Below are 18185 nucleotides of genomic sequence, written 5' to 3' on the forward strand. Positions count from 1 at the left end.
TAAAGAGCTACAAAAATGGAAATCATACTTTTAACGGATATAGCAGGGGTAGGTTACAAGAACGATATCGTGACTGTGAAAGCAGGCTACGGTCGTAACTACCTCATCCCGCAGGGTTTTGCGTTGCTGGCCAATGAGTCGAACCGCAAAATCGTTGCCGAAAACGTGCGCCAGGCGGCACACAAGGCTGAGAAGCTGAAAAAGGACGCGGAAGACATCGCAGCGGCGATCGGCGACCTGACCATCGATATCAAAACTGTGGTGGGTGAAAGCGGTCGTATCTTCGGACGTGTTACCAACACTCAAGTGGCCGACAGCCTGAAAGCAAAAGGCTTCGATATCGACCGCAAGAAAATCACTGTCGACGACGTGAAATCAATCGGTACATACTCCGCATTGATCGACCTTCATAAAGAAGTGAAACACAAAGTAACGCTGAACGTTGTTGCGGCGGAAGATTGATTGTTTCGAAAGAGCATAAAAAAAGACAACCTTTCGGGTTGTCTTTTTTTATGCTCTTTCGAAACGCTTTAGGCTATAAGCTTTAAGCTATATGCTGTATTTACATTACGGCTTATAGCTTATAGCTTACAGCTACTTCAACGCCGGAATCCTCAGAACTTGTCCGGGATAAATCAGGTCCGGGTCTTTTAACATGGGTTTGTTGGCTTCGAAGATGATGGGGTATTTCATCATGTCGCCGTAGACGGTCTGCGCGATTTTGGAAAGGGTATCGCCTTTTACTACCGTGTGATAGGTGGCTTCCGGCTCCGGCGTGGCCACTTTAAGGCGGTTGTCTACCACTTCCACACCTTCCACATTGCCTACCGCCAATGCGATTTTTTCCGCATCTTCCTGTTTCGCTACTTCGCCTTCGAGAATAACCGTGTCGGCGGATGTCTTGACGGTGAGACTGTTATACGCTAGTCCGAGCGACTTCACGTGCGCGAGCAATGCGCTGGCGCGGAGCGGCTCCGCTTCGGGAGTAGGGGCGGCTGCGGGAGTATCTTTGCCGAATACTTTTTCTCCAACACCTTTGATAAAAGAGATTAAGCCCATGTTTTTTTGGTTTTGGTTAGATAATAGATTTGAGTTTGTAAATGAAAGGTAGCGGTAATGTTAACTTTCTTGCCGGTAAGATGCAATTATTATCGCAAAATTACCAACGGATATTGATTTGATAATATGGGTTTTTCCGGGCACAACTTTGTACTTTTGCAGCTGGTCCCAACTACGCTGAATCTGCATTAAGTATCAATGAACCGCACCACATCGCTTGCCAGGCTGCAAAATGAATTATTCGATATCTGTATCATCGGCGCGGGCGCCAGCGGGGCCGGATGTGCCCTGGATGCGGTTTTAAGGGGATACAAGGTGGCCCTGATTGATAAAAAAGATTTTGCTTCCGAAACTTCTTCCCGTTCCACCAAGCTCATTCACGGCGGCGTACGCTATCTGGAACAGGCGTTCAAGAAACTCGATTTCGCACAACTGAAACAGGTCCGTCACGGATTGGAAGAACGACACATTGTGTTGAAAAACGCGCCGCATCTGGCCCGCCCGCTGGCGTTGATGACGCCGGTCAATTCGTGGTTCGAAGGCTTGTATTTCAAGATCGGCTTGTCGCTGTACGATACGTTCGCTACGAACGATACATTGCCCAAAAGTAAATGGCTTAACAAAAAGGAGGTACTCGCCAAAATTCCGACGCTGGACCGCAAGAAGCTGCATAGCGGCGTGCTTTACTACGACGGCCAGCTCGACGATGCGCGGTATTGCCTCGCATTGGCACAGTCAGCCTCTGAGAACGGCGCTGCGGTAGCCAACTATGTGGAAGTGAAAGCATTTGGTAAAAACGAAAGCGGCAAACTCGATGCCGTTGAGGCAGTGGACGTGCCGACGGGCAGGCCATTATCCATCCGCGCCAAACTGGTAATCAATTGCACCGGCCCGTTTTCGGACCATATCCGGCTGATGGCGAATGCCGCTCTGAGCGAACGCCTGCGCCCGAGCAAAGGCGTGCACCTCTCATTGCCCCATCAGACACTGAACAGCGAATATGCCATGCTGATCCCGAAAACTTCCGACGGCCGTGTGGTATTCGCCATTCCGTTCGAAGGCGCGACGATGGTCGGGACGACCGATACCGAATGCGACGAGATCGATAAAGAACCGACGCTTAACCATGAGGAAAGGGAGTATCTGGCGGCGACGTTGAACCCCTATCTGGCAAAACCGATTGATCCGGCTGAAATCCGGGCCGGCTTCGGGGGATTGCGGCCGTTGCTGGCAGCCGATCCTTCCAAATCGACGAAAAGCCTGGTCCGCGACCATGAAGTGGAAGTCGACGAAACCTCGGGGCTGATCAGTTTGCTGGGAGGAAAATGGACGACCTACCGCCTGATGGCAAAGGATACGATCGACGAGGCCGATAAGGTGCTGGGCGAAGTGCGTGCCTGTAAAACAGCGGATTACGTTCTGGCCGGGGGCGAAAACTACCGTGCTAAAAGCTGGCAGGATCTGAATGCGCAATTTGCATTGCCCGAGGACATCGCGCGGCATCTGGTATTGAAATATGGCTCCCGCGCTCCCCAGGTAGCCACGCTCGCAAGGGAAGACGCACGGCTGAAAGAGCGGCTGAGCCCCGCCTATCCTTACATCCGAGCGGAAGTGGTGTATGCCGTTCGGAATGAAATGGTTGTTATGCCGCGCGACTTCCTTGCCCGCCGCATTCGCCTCGAAATTACCGACTGGAATGAAACCTTAAACTCCCTGCCGGTTGTTGCTGATCTGATGGCGCGCGAACTGGGTTGGACCGAAGAGGAAAAAAAGATGTATGCAGACGCGTACGCCAGCGAAATCGGGCAGTTTATCTCCGACGCCCGATAATTGCAACCACCGGGAGTTATTTTTCAAGAATGTATATTACCGATTCAGCCTGCATATCGCCCCAGCGTACATTTGACGATGCTTTTTTCGAAGGCGATATCAAAGTGCACGAAGGGGACAGGTATATGGCCATTGAACCCGCCTATGGCCAATTGATTCCCGCCGGCTTGCTTCGCAGAATGGGTAAAGCGGTGCGGATGGGCGTGGGGGCCGGGCTTCCGCTGATCCGGAAGGCACCGATAGAAGGTATTATCCTGGGCACGGCTAATGGCGGCCTGGAAGATTGCCTCAAATTCCTGAACCAGATCGTCGATTACAACGAGGGTACGCTTACTCCCACCAATTTTGTGCAGAGCACGCCCAATGCAGTGGCCGGTAACCTGGCGCTGATGAGCAAGACGACCGGCTATAACGCAACCCATGTACACAAGGGACTCGCATTCGAGGCCGCATTGCTGGATACAATGCTGCTTTTGGAGGAAAAGCGCGGCAAGCAGTTCCTGGTAGGAAGCATTGAAGAAATATCCGATTATAACCATAATATCGACTTGCTCGCAGGTTCGTTCAAGAGGGGGTATTTTACGTCTGAAAACCTGCTTAAGCTCGATTCGCCCGGTTCGGCGAACGGCGAAGGTACCGCAATGTTTGTCGTGAATGCCGGGCGTCCGGAGCAAGCCATAGCGCAGATCCGCGATGTTTTTCAAAGTAATAACCTCATCGAAAAAGAGCTGCCGCAGGTTGTGACGGCATTTTTGCAGCGAAACGGGTTACAGGCAACCGATATCGATGCCGTAATCATGGGTATCAGCGGCGACAACCGCACCGACCACTGGTATTTCAATCTTCAAAAAGCGCTGTTTGGAGCAGCTAATTGCCATACCTACAAAAACATGGTGGGTGATTATCCGACGGCCTCGGCATTCGCTACCTGGATGGGCGCGCAGATGATCGCGGGCAAGCGCATACCCGCTGCCTGCGTGTGGACACAAAAAAATACCCGTACCCCGAAGCATATTATGATCTACAATCACTACAAGGCTTCGCAGCACGGGTTAATACTATTGGGTTCCTGATTTCGCTCAGGAGCCCGCCGCTTCGGCTTTTTCCTTCATTTTGATCACTTTGGCAAGTGTTGGCAGAATCGTATCGTGTTTTTTTACGAACGGATTGGTCTGGTCCCAGACGTATCCCGCCAGTACCGAGCAGATTTGCCGCTTGATGTCCTCGTCGATATGTTTCGCAAATACGATGGTCTGGAAATCACCGCTATACCAGCCTGAAACATAGCTGCGGAATACGTCGATACCTTTCTGGATCACATCTTCGTAATCTTTTTTCCAATCCACGGTTTCGCCTCGCAGATGCCGGTGGGTCATTTTGGCCGAAAGCAGGCCGGATGCGGTCGCAAAAGTGACACCTGACGAGAAAATCGGATCGAGGAACTCGGTACTATTGCCGGAAAGCACAAAACCTTCGCCCCACATTTTAGTGACGCCGATCGAATAACCCAGGATCGCCCGCGGCTCGAATTTGAACTCCGATTCGGCAAAACGGCCGTTAAGGTCCTCGAAATTGCGGATAAATTCCTTGTATTTCTCCCCGTTGTTTGCCGCAAGCGCCTCGATCTTCTCTCTGTCGCCGACGATACCGACGGATGTCGAACCGTCCGAGAAAGGGATCGCCCAGATCCACGACTTGTTGTTGTCGAACGAATGCACGAAAATGTTGCTGCTCGCCTCTTCGGAGCGGTTTTTATCTTCCAAATGGGAGAAAACAGCGCCTCGCGGCGTGAATGCCGATGGTTTGCTCAAATTAAAAAGCCTTGGCAAAACCCGTCCGTAACCGCTCGAATCGATGATAAATTTCGCCTCGATGCGGTGCTGGTTGCCCTGGGCATCTTTGTAATCTACGATTTGCTTCCCGGGGCCGCATTCCACGGCGGTTACTTCGCATTCGAAGTTTACGTCCACGCCTTTTTCGCGCGTCGCTTCGGCCAGTTTGCTGTCGAAATCCGCACGCTTCACCTGCCAGGTCCACGTCCAGCCTTTGGTAAACTGGTCTTCGAAAAAGAACTCGCAGCGCTTCTCCCCGCGCATAAAGGCCGCCCCCGTTTTTTTCTGGAAATTCAACGGTTCGATCGCCTCGCGCAGCCCGGCCTCCGTTAAATGTTCCATACAGCACGGCAGCAGGCTTTCCCCGATCTGGAACCTGGGGAATTTTTCTTTTTCAAGGATCGTGACGTCGTAGCCCTGCTTTTTCAGGTAAGAAGCCGCGACGGTTCCGGCAGGGCCGGCCCCAATGACCAGCACATCGACAGTTTGCATATTCAGGCGTTTTTTACTTTTTGAATGAGTTTTTCTTTATCTACAAAGGAGAAGCACGTTACAAATGCGCCGACGGTAACCCCCAAAATTCCGTGCAGGGCAACGTTCTGGCCTGTCAGGTGCAGGTTTGGGATTTTAGTCCGCGTGTTGATCCGCGTCTTCATGGGCGAAGTCGAATCCTTAAGAATGCCGTACATCGTGCCATTGCCGTTGCCGATGTAATCGCGGAAAGTAAGTGGCGAGGCGCTGTGCACCGCTTTGATCTTCGCCGAAATACCCGGGAAGACGGTTTCGAGCCTTGCGATCACCTGTGCTTCCCTGTCTTTTTTGAACTGAGCGTATTCAGCGTCCCGTTTGCCGGGCTCGGCCACGGTACTGAAAGTCCCGGCCCATTTGGCGGTTTCGGAAGCGTCCATATAGCACATAACCGACATCGAATCGGCGTATTCACCCTTTTTTGAAATGCATGGCGTGCAAATAAAATAGGTCTGCGGCCAGGTAGCCCGGGCGTATTCGACACCATCCCAGACGTCGTCGATATGGTGCTGGTAAATGTTGTAATTCAGGTATTTGAAGCTGTTTTCAACGAACGAAATATGTACCAGGAATGTAGAAATACTGTTTTCCAGCGCCTGTACACGGTTTTTATACACACTTAAAAACCGCTCCTGTCCGAAAATATCGATCGTTACCGCAGGATGTACATTGGAAATAAATTCTTTTCCGCGAAAAGTCGCGCCGTTTTCACAAACTACTTCGGTGATGCGGCCCCTTTCGTCATAATGGGCAGCCACGGCTTTTCGATGTTTGTAAATCTCTCCACCGTGTTGCCGTAGCGTGCGGCTGAGCTGGATGGCGATCTGAGAGCCGCCGTCCACAAACTTGTAAGCGCCCGTCAGATAGCTTTTCAGGATCAGCGCGTGCACATAGAAAGGCGTTTTGTGCTTTACACCTGCATATAAAAGGTTGCTGCCGGCCAGCACATTCCGCAGCCGGACGTTGCCAGTCAGCGACGCAATGTAGTCGTACGCGTTCAGCGACAATACGTCTTCGTCGGTAAGATAGCTGTCGCCGGCGGTTTCAAGGTTGTAGAGCGGAAATTTGTCGCAAGTCTCCGTCAGTTTCCGGCAATAGGTGCGGATGGCTTCCGCTTCTTCGGGGAAATAGGAGATCAGTTTCGCTTCAAAATGCTCCAATCCCTGGGCGTAAGCGTATTCGCATCCGTCGTCGAAACGGATCAGGTCGAACTGGTCGTCGTCGAGCCGTTTCAGTTTCAGCTTGTCGATAATGCCGAAATATTTGAAAAACTGATAGAGGTTTTCGCCCTCGTCCAGGCCACCCACATAATGCACACCGGTATCGAAAATGTGCTTATCGCGGCTGTAAACCTGCAAATGCCCGCCGATCTGGTGGTTTTTTTCCAGTACCACCACACTATAACCTTCCATGGCCAGAATGTTGGCGCAAGCCAGACCGCCTAGTCCGCTCCCAACAATCACAAAATCGTATTCCTTTTGCACGGCGGAAGTTTGCATTTAAATGTCTAATGGAGAAATGCTAGTTAGTAATCGGCGTAGTAACGGGTAGCGGCGTTGAAAGTTTACGCAATACGAAGAGGACATTGGAGGTATTTGCCGAATGTTCTTGCATCTCATAACTAAAACCGTACCGATCCGCAAAGTCGCGGATATCCCGCGACGAAAAGAAATGGAAATCATCCGTTTTCCGGTTAAATGCGAAAAGGCCCGTCGACAATGCTTCTGTTTTTTTCGTGTTCTGGTGTTTGGCGGTCATGTCGGTAATGCCGTCGCGGATAAAAAGCAATCCATTCGGTGCCAGCGCGGCCGCACACCTGGCGAGCAAAATACGTTGTTTTTCTTTGGATAAATAATGCAGCACATCATTTAAAAACAGGACATCCTGCGTACCGAGGTCAGCGGCCATAATGTCCTGATACACAAACCGCAGGTTAGCGCTTTTGTTGTAGCTGTTTTGAGCGATTTCGATCTTTTCCTCGTCGTAATCGATGCCGGTGATCAGCCGCCCTTCATTTTTGTAATGCAGGAAAAACGACAGGTATCCATATCCGCAGCCAACGTCCATAATGCGATTCCGGTCACCGATCAGCTCGTTATAGTAAGTGAAATTTTTGCTTTCTAGCCGCCACTTGATTTTGAAATACCATTCCAGCACCGGCCCTTTGAACACGTAATTGGTGAAAATTTTGTGTTTCAGATAATCGGTATCCTCCATTTCGTACTTGAACGCGGCGAACTCGTCTTTGAAGAACGCGGCAATAGCCTTCGTTTTGTCGCGCAGGGTCGTGCCCCAGCGCGGGTCTGCGTACGCGATACGCGGCAGCACACATACATTGAGCGCTCCCGGGCGGATGAGGAAGTCGTTTTTGGGCAGTACGTCATGTGCCCCGTGCAGCAATATGGGCTGAATGTCCAGGCCAAGCTGTTCGGCGAGGTAGAATGCCCCTTTGTGAAAACGGGCGATATTACCGTCTTCGGAGCGGGTGCCTTCCGGGAAAATGAGGATGGAATAGCCGTCGGCTACCAGCGCCCGGACTTTTTCCAGGTTCTCTTCGGGACCGTCCTCGCTATAAATGTAGCCCGCATAACGGATAATGGGCCCGAAAAACGGCGATTTGTAAACCCAGCCTTTCACCATCAGCACGATTTTCGGATGGAGCATAATGGCCAGCAGGATGTCGAGGAACGAAGTATGGTTGGCGATAAAAATCACCGGCTTGTCCATATCCAGGTTTTCCCGTCCCGAAATATTCTTTTTCACATGCGGACCGGAGTAAATCACGGTTTTGGCATAAAAAGAAAGCGAATTGTTGATCGCCGCCTTCTTTTTCTTCTTCGACATCGGCAACAACAGAATCGTCACCAGTTTGGAATGCAAAAACAGGCAGCCCGAAAGAAAATAGGTGAAGCTCGAAATGCTGATCAGGAACGGCAGCATCGTGACGGGCGCTTTCTTTTTGGCGACGCGTTTTTGAACAAAAAAATCAAAGAGTACCGGCTGAAAAACAAAGGATATGAAGAGGATACATACAATGCCCAGTACGCTGATGAGGGAAATCGAGTGAATGGCCGGGTGTTTGGCGAATATCAGCACGCCGGTGCCGATGAGGGTGGTAGTGGCCGACAATGCGATGGCCGCCTGGTAGGAGCGCAGCGTGTCTTTCCCCGATTTGTATTTGCTCAAAAGTCCGTCGGTAACGAAAATGCTGAAATCGTCGCCCAGGCCGAATATGAACGTCGTCACGATCACATTCACGAAATTGAATTTGATGCCGAGAATGGCCGCGATGCCCAGAATCCAGATCCAGCTGATCACCATCGGCAGGAAGGAGAGCAACGTGAGCTCGATGCGGCCGTAAACAATCAGCAATGTAAAGAATACGATGGAGGCCGAAATCAATAACAGGTAATTGAAGTCGTCCCTGACCATCGCCAGCAGCTCACCCGCCAGCTCGCCGCGGTCGAAGAGCTCCACGCCTCTGACAGCGCGCAGTTCTTTTTTTACCCCGGCCAGTTTCGTCTGGTCAACCACGACCGTGGAAATGAAGGTGGCGCCATTGGATTTTATATCGATCAGGTTATCCACGCCCAGTTCGCTCAAAAGCGTGTCGAGCGAAACGTTGGCAATGCCCCGTCCGGCGATCCAGCCTTTGAAATCGTTGAATGCATAGGCATTGAAGCCGTTTTTAGCCGCCGACTCGTTAAGGACGCGGAAGGTGGAATCGGTGCGGCCCGGCGTCCAGAAATCCTGCCAGCGTTGCATCCGCTCCCGTTTGAGGCCCTGCGGAATCAGCAGTGCGCCGGACGATACAAAACTGACAATGCGGCCCTCGCTGCGCAATGCGGCTAGTTTTTGGTAAGCATCGTGATTGACCTGCTCGGCGACAGCCCGGCGGGGATCAGAGGCAAAAACGTAGATCCGTTTCTGTTTTCGCGGGTTGATGCCGGTCAGCGCTTCCTCGCGGCCGCTTAGCTCGGGGTCCTGGATGCTGAGGTTTTCAAAGCCGGCGTCGAACTTGGTACCGCCTGAGAAATAGAGAAATACGACGGTCAGGACCGCAATGCCTGCCAGTGTGGCGCCGCGCCAGCGGTCGGGAACGGTGGGAATACGAAAGGAGCCTTGTTCGCCGGGTATCTTGTGTATATCGAAACGGGTGGCGGAAAGGATAACGGGCAACGCGGTGAGTGTAAACGCCGCCGCACCGAAAAGGGCCAGCGACGAAAACAGCCCGAAATCCTGCAAGACGGTCGAGTTGGCGAAATGCAACGCGCTGAATGCCATTACCGTCGTAAAACTGCCCGTTAGCAGCGGGCCGCTTACTTCCCTGATCGCGACCGGAATGGAGTGGGTATGCCTGAGGTGCGTGAAGAAATGGAATGCGTAATCGAGCAGGATGCCGAAGATCACCGCGCCGGTTGCCAGTGAAATGCCGGAAATCTCCGGGCGCACATAGCCTACAACGCCCAGCGCGAACAATGCGCCGAAAATGCCTGGCAATGTAATATATATAGGTATAAGCAGTTTGCGGTAATAGGCGATCAGCAGTGCCAGAATGCCCGCCAGTGCGAGAAAGGAGGTGAAATAGGAATCCTGCTTGACCTGTATCGCATTCCGGGCCGCAATTTCGAATGTGCCGAAGTATGAGAACTGGTTATGCCGGTGCTGCCGGTTCCATTTCGTTTTGAAGGCTTCCATGAGCTCGAAAAGCTCCACATTTTTATCGGAACTGCCCGAATCGAAACTCGTTGAGGCGAAAATAAGGATGTTTTTGCGGTCGGCGGAGAACATAATTCCGTCCTCCATAACCATCGCATTGCTGTTGTTCGCTGCATTCAATTCCTTGAAATACAGTCCGGTAATGCCCAGTGGGTCGTTCAATACGAATTGTTTCAAAAACGAGCCGCCGGGTGTAAGCAGCTGGTTGTAGGCGGAAGTAACCGAGGCCCTGATGGAATCGGGTACGATGCGCGAAGCTATATGGCGATAGTAAGGGGCGTCGATCAGCTGCGGGAAGTAGCTGTACACATACCGGTAAACATCTTCCTGCACATTGGGCCGTTCGGCCCGGATATTGCGGACGTAGCCATTGGTATAGCGGCCAAGCGAATCGGTGAAGTTTTCGGCTATTTCCCGAGCGGCGTCGGTGTCCGTTTCGGCGGGAATCCGAAGAGAGAAAACGATCTGGTTGATGATGTTTTTACTTTCCACCAATCGATTGAACTCCTCGAAGCTTTTACCCTTCGGTAGCGTGGCGAAAATACTTTCGGTTACTTTTAGCCGCGTGATGCCGGCCAGGAGGATACTGACAATGACGAGCAGGCTAACAAAAAACGCGGGTTTGTGACTGGAAAGGAATTTGTTTAGCCTTAAAAGTAAATCTCCTAGCATTGACAGGGGAAACGTGAATGTCCGACAAAATTAATGAATTGTATCACTCAGGCAACTTCCGTGCCCGTTGCCGCTTACCGGTTCGTGTTTGCCAAAACGCCGAAAAAAGATTTATTTTACACCATATTAATTACGCCAGCACTAAATGAATCGTATTTCATTAGCTCAGATCGAGCAGTATGCTTTTGAAAAGAAGGAATTTATCTTAGCCGAAGACGCCCTCCATCAAGTATCCAAATCATTTGCCTTTTTAACGAATTTCTCCAAGGACAAGATCATCTACGGCATCAATACCGGTTTTGGCCCGATGGCGCAATACCGTATCGAAACCGATCAGCTCAATAATCTGCAATACAACCTGATCCGCAGCCATTCGAGCGGGGTAGGGAAGCCGCTCAACGAAATATATGCGCGTGCGGTAATGCTCGCGCGCCTGAATTCATTTTTGCAAGCCAATTCCGGTGTCAGTACGGCCGTGATCCGACAGCTGGTTGCGTTTCTAAACAACGGGATCGTTCCTGAAATTTTCGAACACGGCAGCGTAGGCGCCAGCGGGGACCTTGTGCAGCTTTCGCATCTGGGATTGAACCTGATCGGCGAAGGTTATGTGTACGACAACGGCATACGCCGCAAAACGGCCGAAGTGCTGGCCGAAAAAGATATTAAGCCACTCAAAATGGAGCTTCGCGACGGCCTGGGACTGATCAACGGCACTTCCTGCATGACCGGCATGGCTGCCATCAATCTGATCTATGCCAAAAGGCTGGTACAATGGGCCATTACCGCCTCGTCGATGATCAATGAAGCGATCGAGTCTTTCGACGACTCCTTCTCGAAGCAACTCAACGCTGTAAAACACCACAAAGGCCAGCAGGTAGTGGCGCAGCATATGCGCGATTTCGTAGCGGGCAGCGGCCTGATCCGCAGCCGCGAGGAGCTTTTCCGCGACGATACGGCGATGCAGAAGACCGAATTCGAACGAAAAATACAGGAATACTATTCGATCCGTTGCGTGCCGCAAATCCTGGGCCCGGTGCTGGATACCATTCAATATGCGCAGGAAGTGGTCGAGAACGAGTTGAATTCCACGAACGACAACCCGATCGTGCGGCCGGAAGACGATAACGTTTTCCACGGCGGCAACTTTCATGGCGACTATATTTCGCTGGAAATGGACAAGGTGAAACTGGTTTTGACCAAACTCACCATGCTCATGGAACGCCAGCTCAACTTCCTGATGAACAGCAAGCTGAACGGCAAATTCCCGCCGTTCCTGAACGCCGGAACCTGGGGATTGAACTTCGGTTTTCAGGGCGTGCAGTTCACCGCCACCTCCACCACGGCCGAAAGCCAGGCATTGTCGACTTCCGTTTACATTCACAGCATTCCTAACAACAACGACAACCAGGACATCGTGAGCATGGGTACCAACGCGGCGGTGATCGCCAAGCAGGTGCTTGAAAACGCATTCCAGGTGATGGCCATTCATATTATGGCGATTTGCCAGGCGATCGATCTACTGCACCCCGAGGAGCGGGAAAAGCTTTCTCCAAACGCCAAATCGGTGTATGCGCAGATCCGCGAGCGGGCGCAGTTTGTAAAAGACGACGTGCCGCAGGCCGAAAGCATTGCAGCCGTTTTTGAATATATCAAAGAAACCCCTTTCCACTTATGAATTGCGCATTGGTAACCGGTGCATCCAGGGGGCTCGGCAGGGCCATCGCGGTCCAGCTCGCCCGGGACCATGGTTTACATATATTGGTCAATTACGCCTCCAACCGGGCCGCGGCGGAAGAAACGCTGGCCGAAATCCAGGCTAACGGAGGCAGTGGCGAACTGCTGCATTTCAATGTGCAGCACAAGGCGGAGGTGGATGCGGCGTTGAACGGCTGGCGCGAAAAGAGCGAAGGCAGGTTCATCGGTGTTCTCGTGAATAATGCGGGCATTACCCGCGACGGGCTGTTTATGTGGATGCCGGAACAGGATTGGGACGATGTGCTGGACATTTCGGTGAAAGGCCTTTATAATGTAACCCAGAATGCGATTCAGCAAATGCTGCGAAAACGTTCGGGCCGCATTGTGAACATCGCGTCGGTATCGGGTATGAAGGGCGTTGCCGGGCAGGTCAACTATTCGGCTGCCAAAGGCGCTATCATCGCGGCCACCCGGTCGCTCGCGCAGGAGGTCGCCAAGCGGAAAATTACCGTGAACGCCGTAGCGCCTGGGTTTATTACCAGCGACATGACGAAAGACCTCAACGAGGACGAATTGAAACAAATGATACCGATGAACCGTTTTGGCAAAGCGGAGGAAGTTGCGCACCTGGTGAGCTTCCTGGTTTCGGACAAGGCGGCGTATATTACCGGGGAGGTTATTAATATCAACGGAGGAATTTATTCATAATCCATGAGCCATAGGGTTGTCATCACGGGTATCGGCATTTATTCCTGTCTGGGCAAAAACCTGGACGAGGTAGCGAAATCGTTATATGCCGGTAAAAGTGGCATCGTGTTCGATCAGGTCAGGAAAGATTTCGGGTTCCGCTCGGCTCTGACGGGCATGGTACAGGAGCCCGACCTGAAAAACTACCTCTCGCGCCGTCAGCGCGTGGGTATGCACCAGCCTGCGCTCTATGCATATATGGCCACCCACGAGGCCCTGGCATTATCGGGGCTCGATATCGACTTCCTGGAACAGAACGAAACCGGCATCATTTACGGGAACGACAGCACGGCGGCGTCGGTGGTGGAGGCGGTGGATAAGGTCCGCGAAAAGCACGATACCACGCTGATCGGCAGCGGTGCCATCTTCCAGAACATGAACAGCACCGTGAACATGAACCTGTCGACGATTTTCAGACTGAAAGGCATCAATTTCACTTTGAGCGCGGCCTGTGCGTCGGGTTCGCATTCGATCGGAATGGGTTACCTGATGATCAGTCAGGGCTTGCAGGAGCGCGTAATATGCGGGGGCGCGCAGGAAATCAATGCGTCGGCGATGGCGAGCTTCGACGGGCTGGGTACTTTCTCCGTACGTGAGTCGGAGCCCGAAAAGGCTTCGCGCCCGTTCGACCGCGACCGCGACGGACTGATTCCCAGCGGCGGTGCGGCCACCGTGATCCTGGAATCTTACGAAGCGGCCGTCAAAAGGGGCGCGCCGATCCTTGCCGAATTGATTGGCTACGGATTCTCTTCCAATGGTGACCATATTTCCAACCCAAGTATCGACGGCCAAAAGCGTTCGCTGCAAATGGCGCTCAAACAGGCCCGTATTACCACCGCCGACGTCGGTTACATCAATGCCCATGCCACTTCCACACCGGTGGGCGACGGCAGCGAAGCACGGGCGATTTACGAGGTATTCGGCGGCGACGTGCCGGTAAGCTCCACCAAGTCGATGACCGGCCATGAATGCTGGATGGCCGGGGCCAGCGAGATAGTCTATTCCCTTCTGATGATGCAGAACTCCTTTATAGCGCCCAACATCAATTTCGAAAACCCCGATGAGGATTCTGCGAAAATCAATATCATTTCCGACACTAAGGAGCAGGAAATCAATGTATTCCTTTCCAATTCGTTCGGCTTTGGCGGGACCAATTCCACATTGATTGTCAGGAAGGTCTGAAAACGCCGGGTCTCCGACGGGGTCTCCGACCGGGTCACATTACTACTACAACTTCGTGAACGGCAGTTCTCCGCCTGCCGAAATTTTGTATTTTTGTTTACCTCCAATATTCCATCCGTCAACCGCAATGATTTTCAATGGAAATTATTGTGCAGGGCGGGGTCTTTATTTGAAAATTTGGGAATATTTTTAAACTATCGGTAAGAATAAACTAATTTTGCAGCTATGTATGCTAACGACGTTAAAATGAGTTGGGAAGAAGTTATTGAAGAGACCAGAGATTTTTTATCTGAAGAATTTGAGGTGGACCGGGATTTGATTCTTCCTGAAAACAGTCTGAAAGACACTTTGGATCTGGACAGTCTCGACTACGTCGACCTGGTTGTGCTCATCGATGAAAATCTCAATATCAAGCTCACTGGTGAAGATTTCAGAGGAATCGAAACCTTTGGGGACTTCTATCAGCTTGTCCGCAAGAAACTCGCATTGTAAGAATGAGCCGTTGGGACGGTAAGACCAAGGGATCGTTAACGGGTTACAAAATTTTCCTGTTTTTTATCAATAGCCTGGGACTCGGGTTCGCTTACGGGCTCCTTCGGGTGGTCACTTACTATTACTACATTTTTGCCGCAAAGCCCCGGAAGGCCTTGCTGGATTTTTACCGGAATACCCTTCATATCAGCGGTGCCGATGCCCGCCAAATGGCCCGCCGGAATTTCTATATTTTCGGGCAAACGCTTGTAGACAGGGCGGCATTCCTGTTGGGGAAAGACCGGCAATTCTCACACGTTTTCGAAAACGAACAATACCTGATCGACATCCGCGACGCAGGCCGGGGGGGGGATTTTGCTAAGCGCCCATGTAGGCAACTGGGAAACGGCCGGTAACCTGCTGAAAGGCCGAATTACGCCTACGATCAATATCGTGATGCTGGACGCGGAGGTCGAGAACATCAAGAAATACATGGATTTATCCACCGGCGGCTCTCGGTTCAGGGTGATCGCCATCAAGGACGATCTTTCACACATTATATCGATCCGTAACGCGTTGGTCAACAATGAATTTGTTGCGATTCACGCCGATCGTTACCTGGAAGGCGCCAAATATATCGAAATGGATTTTCTCGGGCGCAAGGCAAAGTTTCCCTATGGCCCTTTTGTAATCGCCTCGAAGTTCGATGCGCCGGTCACATTTGTGTTTGCGGCGAAAGATGGCAAGTATAGTTACCATTTGAGCGCTACAAAGCCGATTGAAGCGAAAATGAAGCCGGAGCAGATCGCGCGGCTGTATGTGCAAGAGCTGGAACGAAAAGTGAAGGCATTCCCCGAGCAATGGTTTAACTACTTTAATTTCTTTCAATAATGATCGTCGCGAAAGATGCCATAACCGACTACATCCCCCACCGCCCGCCGTTTGTGATGGTCGATCACCTTATCGCCGCTACCCACGAACGGTTCGAATCGGATTTTATGGTTATGGCGGATAATGTGCTGGTAAACGATGGTTTTTTTCAGGAAACCGGACTGATCGAGCATATTGCGCAGACTTGCGCGGCGTCGTTCGGCTACCTTGACAGGGAGGAAGGCGGGGAGCCTAAAATCGGCTTTATCGGGGCCGTCAGCAAAGTGCTTGTGACCGGGTTGCCTCCTGCAGGCGCTACCATTCGTACGGTGGTCACTCCCTTGCACCGGTTGGGAAATATTTACCTTGTGAAGGGCGAAAGTTTCCTGGATGGGCGTATATTGCTGGGATGTGAACTAAAAATCGTAGTGAGCGAGTAACCCCTAATAACTGATTGCATGATTTCTTCCGAAATAGATATCGATATACGGTTCAGCGAGACCGACGCCATGGGTGTGGTGTGGCACGGCAACTACCTGAAATTTTTCGAGGACGGCAGGGAGGCTTTTGGGAAAAAATACGGGCTGGAATACCTCGATATCCATGCCAAAGGCTATGTAACACCAATCGTAAGGTCGGAGATTGACCATAAGGCGCCTGTTTACTACGGGCAGGCGATCAGGGTCATTACCAAATATATCCCGACCAAATCTGCGAAAATACAGTTTGAATACGAGGTGCTCAACGTTACGACCGGCCAGCTTTGCGCCACCGGTAAAACGATGCAGGTTTTTCTCGACCGCGACTCGCGCGAGCTGGAACTGATCTCGCCGGATTTTTACAGGGAATGGAAAGCGCAGTACGACCTATGATTTACATCGGTGCCGAGGTGATCGTCAGCCCGTTAGGCGACAGCGTGGAGGCCAACTGGGAGGCGCTTTCCGCCAACCGCAGCGGCATTGCGCTTACGCCGGGCGCGGGCTTCGGTGGCGAGGATATGCATTTGTCGAAAATCGCAGGCCTGAACGGCCCGTTGCGCTTTCAGCAGCTGGTAATCAGGGCGCTATCGGCTCTTGCCCAGCAGGTCGACCGGTCAATCCTGGCCTCCGGCCGGACCATCGTCCTGATCAGTTCCACCAAAGGCGAACTGGACGATAATCTGAACGATCAATTCGGCGGGGCCTGCGAAGCGGTAATGCGGCAGTTTGGTCTGGCGCATTACCCGATGGTGATCTCAAATGCCTGTATTTCAGGAGTTCTTACGCTGAACACCGCGGGGAATATGGTCGCGGCCGGTCAATATGAGCATGTGATTGTAATCGGCTGCGACGTCGCGTCCGACTTTGTGCTCTATGGTTTTCAATCCCTTTTTGCCGTAAGTGACAAGCCTTGTGCTCCGTTCGATGCGGCGCGTAAAGGCATTACATTGGGCGAGGGCTGCGGTGCGATGTTGGTTTCGGGCATAAAGGCGGTTTTCGCAAATTCGCCTCTTGAACTGCTTACAGGTACAAGCGCCAATGACGCGAACCATATTTCGGGACCGTCGCGGACAGGCGAGGGGCTGGTGAGAAGCGTAAGCCGGACGATGGCAAACCACGGAATCGATATCCGCGAAATCGATTTTATCTGTGCGCACGGCACGGGCACGGTTTTCAACGACGAAATGGAGGCCATCGCATTTGACCGGCTTGGATTGCCCGACAAGCCGCTGAACAGCCTGAAAGGCTATTTCGGACATACGCTCGGCGCAGCCGGCGTAATTGAAACAGCTGTTTGCCTGCAAATGATACGAAACGAAATGCTGATCAAAAGTCTGGGCTACCATGAAACGGGCACGTCCAAACCTTTGAATATCATTCGCGAAAACAAACCGGAAAAATTGCGGACGGTACTGAAAACCGCCTCGGGCTTTGGCGGGGGCAACGCGTCGTTGATGATCAGGTATTTATGAAAGTAATAACAGCATATTGCAATCTGCGGGCGGATGAATGTCTGGTGAATGGCGAGCTGGTCGCGAGGCGCGATGCGGGCTCGGAGGATTCCTGGTTCAAGCAGATTTACCGCAAGCAGGGATTGACATATCCCAAGTTTTACAAGATGGACGTGCTTTCCCAGGCAGGTTACCTGGCTTCGGAGCTGATCAAACGCGCCAATCCGGGCATTACCGGTGCGTATGCCGATGACGAAATTGCGATGGTATTTGCGAATGCGTCGTCGAGTGCGGAAACCGACCGCCGTTTTACACAGTCCTATAAAGATGGCGGCTCGCCGAGCCCTTCGCTTTTTGTATACACATTACCCAATATCGTGCTGGGAGAAATAGCCATTCTCAACAAATGGTTCGGTGAAAATATGTTTGCCGTTTTGCCTAACTTCGCCCCCGGTTTTTACCTGAATTACGGGCAAATCCTGTTCGGCTCCGGCAGCCGCGCATTGCTCGGCGGATGGCTGGAAGTGACGGCGAATACTACCGATGTATTTCTTTTCACGGTGGAGGACAAAGGAGGCAATGTGGAATTTAACCGGGAAAATCTCCTTCGCCTGTCGCAAGCCGCTGCACAGGTAACATCTTAACTGGGA

17 protein-coding genes are annotated in these 18185 nt (G+C 51.9%); 13 read left to right on the forward strand and 4 right to left on the reverse strand.

Annotated features, from left to right (window positions below; all coding sequences use genetic code 11):
* The first annotated feature begins 15 nt into the window (after nucleotides 1–15).
* On the forward strand, nucleotides 16–462 hold the full coding sequence (gene rplI, locus ABV298_RS23480; protein WP_353718589.1) for a 50S ribosomal protein L9: 447 nt from the start codon (nucleotides 16–18) through the stop codon (nucleotides 460–462).
* 132 nt (nucleotides 463–594) lie between these two features.
* On the opposite strand, the gene lysM is transcribed toward rplI, so the two are convergent.
* Nucleotides 595–1059, reverse strand: a complete 465-nt coding sequence (gene lysM, locus ABV298_RS23485; protein WP_353718590.1) for a peptidoglycan-binding protein LysM — start codon at nucleotides 1057–1059, stop codon at nucleotides 595–597.
* A gap of 198 nt (nucleotides 1060–1257) precedes the next feature.
* Here lysM and ABV298_RS23490 point away from each other — a divergent pair, with 198 nt between their 5' ends.
* Together ABV298_RS23490 and ABV298_RS23495 are read left to right on the forward strand one after the other, a co-directional pair.
* Complete coding sequence (locus tag ABV298_RS23490) at nucleotides 1258–2889, forward strand: FAD-dependent oxidoreductase (RefSeq protein WP_353718591.1); 1632 nt, start codon at nucleotides 1258–1260, stop codon at nucleotides 2887–2889.
* 29 nt (nucleotides 2890–2918) lie between these two features.
* Nucleotides 2919–3962: a beta-ketoacyl synthase chain length factor gene (locus ABV298_RS23495; RefSeq protein ID WP_353718592.1), complete on the forward strand. Its 1044-nt coding sequence runs from the start codon at nucleotides 2919–2921 to the stop codon at nucleotides 3960–3962.
* 6 nt (nucleotides 3963–3968) lie between these two features.
* On the opposite strand, the gene ABV298_RS23500 is transcribed toward ABV298_RS23495, so the two are convergent.
* Genes ABV298_RS23500 through ABV298_RS23510 form a run of 3 tightly spaced genes read right to left on the reverse strand, consistent with a single transcriptional unit; the run spans nucleotide 3969 to nucleotide 10640 of the window.
* Nucleotides 3969–5213, reverse strand: a complete 1245-nt coding sequence (locus ABV298_RS23500) for an NAD(P)/FAD-dependent oxidoreductase (RefSeq protein WP_353718593.1) — start codon at nucleotides 5211–5213, stop codon at nucleotides 3969–3971.
* 2 nt (nucleotides 5214–5215) lie between these two features.
* Nucleotides 5216–6748 carry an NAD(P)/FAD-dependent oxidoreductase gene (locus ABV298_RS23505; RefSeq protein ID WP_353718594.1) on the reverse strand — a complete coding sequence of 511 codons (1533 nt, stop codon included), beginning with the start codon at nucleotides 6746–6748 and terminating at the stop codon, nucleotides 5216–5218.
* Between the two features lie 22 nt (nucleotides 6749–6770).
* Entirely contained in the window at nucleotides 6771–10640 is a 3870-nt protein-coding gene (locus tag ABV298_RS23510; protein WP_353718595.1) for a 1-acyl-sn-glycerol-3-phosphate acyltransferase, read from the reverse strand.
* Nucleotides 10641–10785: 145 nt separating this feature from the next.
* On the opposite strand from ABV298_RS23510, the gene ABV298_RS23515 reads away from it, so the two are divergent.
* The 10 genes from ABV298_RS23515 to ABV298_RS23560 all read left to right on the forward strand — a co-directional run bounded on the left by ABV298_RS23515 (nucleotide 10786) and on the right by ABV298_RS23560 (nucleotide 18179).
* Entirely contained in the window at nucleotides 10786–12315 is a 1530-nt protein-coding gene (locus tag ABV298_RS23515; RefSeq protein WP_353718596.1) for an aromatic amino acid ammonia-lyase, read from the forward strand.
* Entirely contained in the window at nucleotides 12312–13043 is a 732-nt protein-coding gene (gene fabG, locus ABV298_RS23520; RefSeq protein ID WP_353718597.1) for a 3-oxoacyl-ACP reductase FabG, read from the forward strand. Before ABV298_RS23515 ends, fabG begins: the two co-directional genes overlap by 4 nt.
* 3 nt (nucleotides 13044–13046) lie before the next feature.
* The gene (locus ABV298_RS23525) at nucleotides 13047–14264 is read left to right on the forward strand and encodes a beta-ketoacyl-[acyl-carrier-protein] synthase family protein (protein ID WP_353718598.1); all 1218 of its coding nucleotides are present in this window, start codon (nucleotides 13047–13049) and stop codon (nucleotides 14262–14264) included.
* A 246-nt stretch (nucleotides 14265–14510) separates the two neighbouring features.
* Nucleotides 14511–14756: a phosphopantetheine-binding protein gene (locus ABV298_RS23530; RefSeq protein WP_229240799.1), complete on the forward strand. Its 246-nt coding sequence runs from the start codon at nucleotides 14511–14513 to the stop codon at nucleotides 14754–14756.
* A 2-nt stretch (nucleotides 14757–14758) separates the two neighbouring features.
* Entirely contained in the window at nucleotides 14759–15151 is a 393-nt protein-coding gene (locus ABV298_RS23535; protein WP_353718599.1) for a hypothetical protein, read from the forward strand.
* The gene (locus ABV298_RS23540; protein ID WP_353718600.1) at nucleotides 15111–15626 is read left to right on the forward strand and encodes a lysophospholipid acyltransferase family protein; all 516 of its coding nucleotides are present in this window, start codon (nucleotides 15111–15113) and stop codon (nucleotides 15624–15626) included. The genes ABV298_RS23535 and ABV298_RS23540 overlap by 41 nt, the downstream gene beginning before the upstream one ends.
* Nucleotides 15626–16045, forward strand: coding sequence for a hypothetical protein (locus tag ABV298_RS23545; protein ID WP_353718601.1), 420 nt, complete (start codon nucleotides 15626–15628; stop codon nucleotides 16043–16045). Before ABV298_RS23540 ends, ABV298_RS23545 begins: the two co-directional genes overlap by 1 nt.
* Before the next feature lie 18 nt (nucleotides 16046–16063).
* The gene (locus ABV298_RS23550) at nucleotides 16064–16477 is read left to right on the forward strand and encodes a thioesterase family protein (protein ID WP_353718602.1); all 414 of its coding nucleotides are present in this window, start codon (nucleotides 16064–16066) and stop codon (nucleotides 16475–16477) included.
* Nucleotides 16474–17556 (forward strand): beta-ketoacyl synthase N-terminal-like domain-containing protein, encoded by a 1083-nt coding sequence (locus ABV298_RS23555; RefSeq protein WP_353718603.1) that lies wholly within the window; start codon nucleotides 16474–16476, stop codon nucleotides 17554–17556. The genes ABV298_RS23550 and ABV298_RS23555 overlap by 4 nt, the downstream gene beginning before the upstream one ends.
* Nucleotides 17553–18179: a hypothetical protein gene (locus ABV298_RS23560; RefSeq protein ID WP_353718604.1), complete on the forward strand. Its 627-nt coding sequence runs from the start codon at nucleotides 17553–17555 to the stop codon at nucleotides 18177–18179. Before ABV298_RS23555 ends, ABV298_RS23560 begins: the two co-directional genes overlap by 4 nt.
* Nucleotides 18180–18185 lie beyond the last annotated feature (6 nt).

The sequence above is a fragment of the Dyadobacter sp. 676 genome (assembly GCF_040448675.1).
Classification (GTDB): domain Bacteria; phylum Bacteroidota; class Bacteroidia; order Cytophagales; family Spirosomataceae; genus Dyadobacter.

Bases quoted from the DNA above. Each gene is read 5' to 3' on its own strand.
- ABV298_RS23515 (WP_353718596.1), top strand. From the start codon at position 10,786: ATGAATCGTATTTCATTAGCTCAGATCGAGCAGTATGCTTTTGAAAAG.
- ABV298_RS23530 (WP_229240799.1), top strand. From the start codon at position 14,511: ATGAGTTGGGAAGAAGTTATTGAAGAGACCAGAGATTTTTTATCTGAA.
- ABV298_RS23535 (WP_353718599.1), top strand. From the start codon at position 14,759: ATGAGCCGTTGGGACGGTAAGACCAAGGGATCGTTAACGGGTTACAAA.
- ABV298_RS23550 (WP_353718602.1), top strand. From the start codon at position 16,064: ATGATTTCTTCCGAAATAGATATCGATATACGGTTCAGCGAGACCGAC.
- ABV298_RS23500 (WP_353718593.1), bottom strand. From the start codon at position 5,213: ATGCAAACTGTCGATGTGCTGGTCATTGGGGCCGGCCCTGCCGGAACC.
- ABV298_RS23495 (WP_353718592.1), top strand. From the start codon at position 2,919: ATGTATATTACCGATTCAGCCTGCATATCGCCCCAGCGTACATTTGAC.
- ABV298_RS23545 (WP_353718601.1), top strand. From the start codon at position 15,626: ATGATCGTCGCGAAAGATGCCATAACCGACTACATCCCCCACCGCCCG.
- ABV298_RS23505 (WP_353718594.1), bottom strand. From the start codon at position 6,748: ATGCAAACTTCCGCCGTGCAAAAGGAATACGATTTTGTGATTGTTGGG.
- ABV298_RS23510 (WP_353718595.1), bottom strand. From the start codon at position 10,640: ATGCTAGGAGATTTACTTTTAAGGCTAAACAAATTCCTTTCCAGTCAC.
- lysM (WP_353718590.1), bottom strand. From the start codon at position 1,059: ATGGGCTTAATCTCTTTTATCAAAGGTGTTGGAGAAAAAGTATTCGGC.
- ABV298_RS23560 (WP_353718604.1), top strand. From the start codon at position 17,553: ATGAAAGTAATAACAGCATATTGCAATCTGCGGGCGGATGAATGTCTG.
- fabG (WP_353718597.1), top strand. From the start codon at position 12,312: ATGAATTGCGCATTGGTAACCGGTGCATCCAGGGGGCTCGGCAGGGCC.
- ABV298_RS23555 (WP_353718603.1), top strand. From the start codon at position 16,474: ATGATTTACATCGGTGCCGAGGTGATCGTCAGCCCGTTAGGCGACAGC.
- rplI (WP_353718589.1), top strand. From the start codon at position 16: ATGGAAATCATACTTTTAACGGATATAGCAGGGGTAGGTTACAAGAAC.
- ABV298_RS23490 (WP_353718591.1), top strand. From the start codon at position 1,258: ATGAACCGCACCACATCGCTTGCCAGGCTGCAAAATGAATTATTCGAT.
- ABV298_RS23525 (WP_353718598.1), top strand. From the start codon at position 13,047: ATGAGCCATAGGGTTGTCATCACGGGTATCGGCATTTATTCCTGTCTG.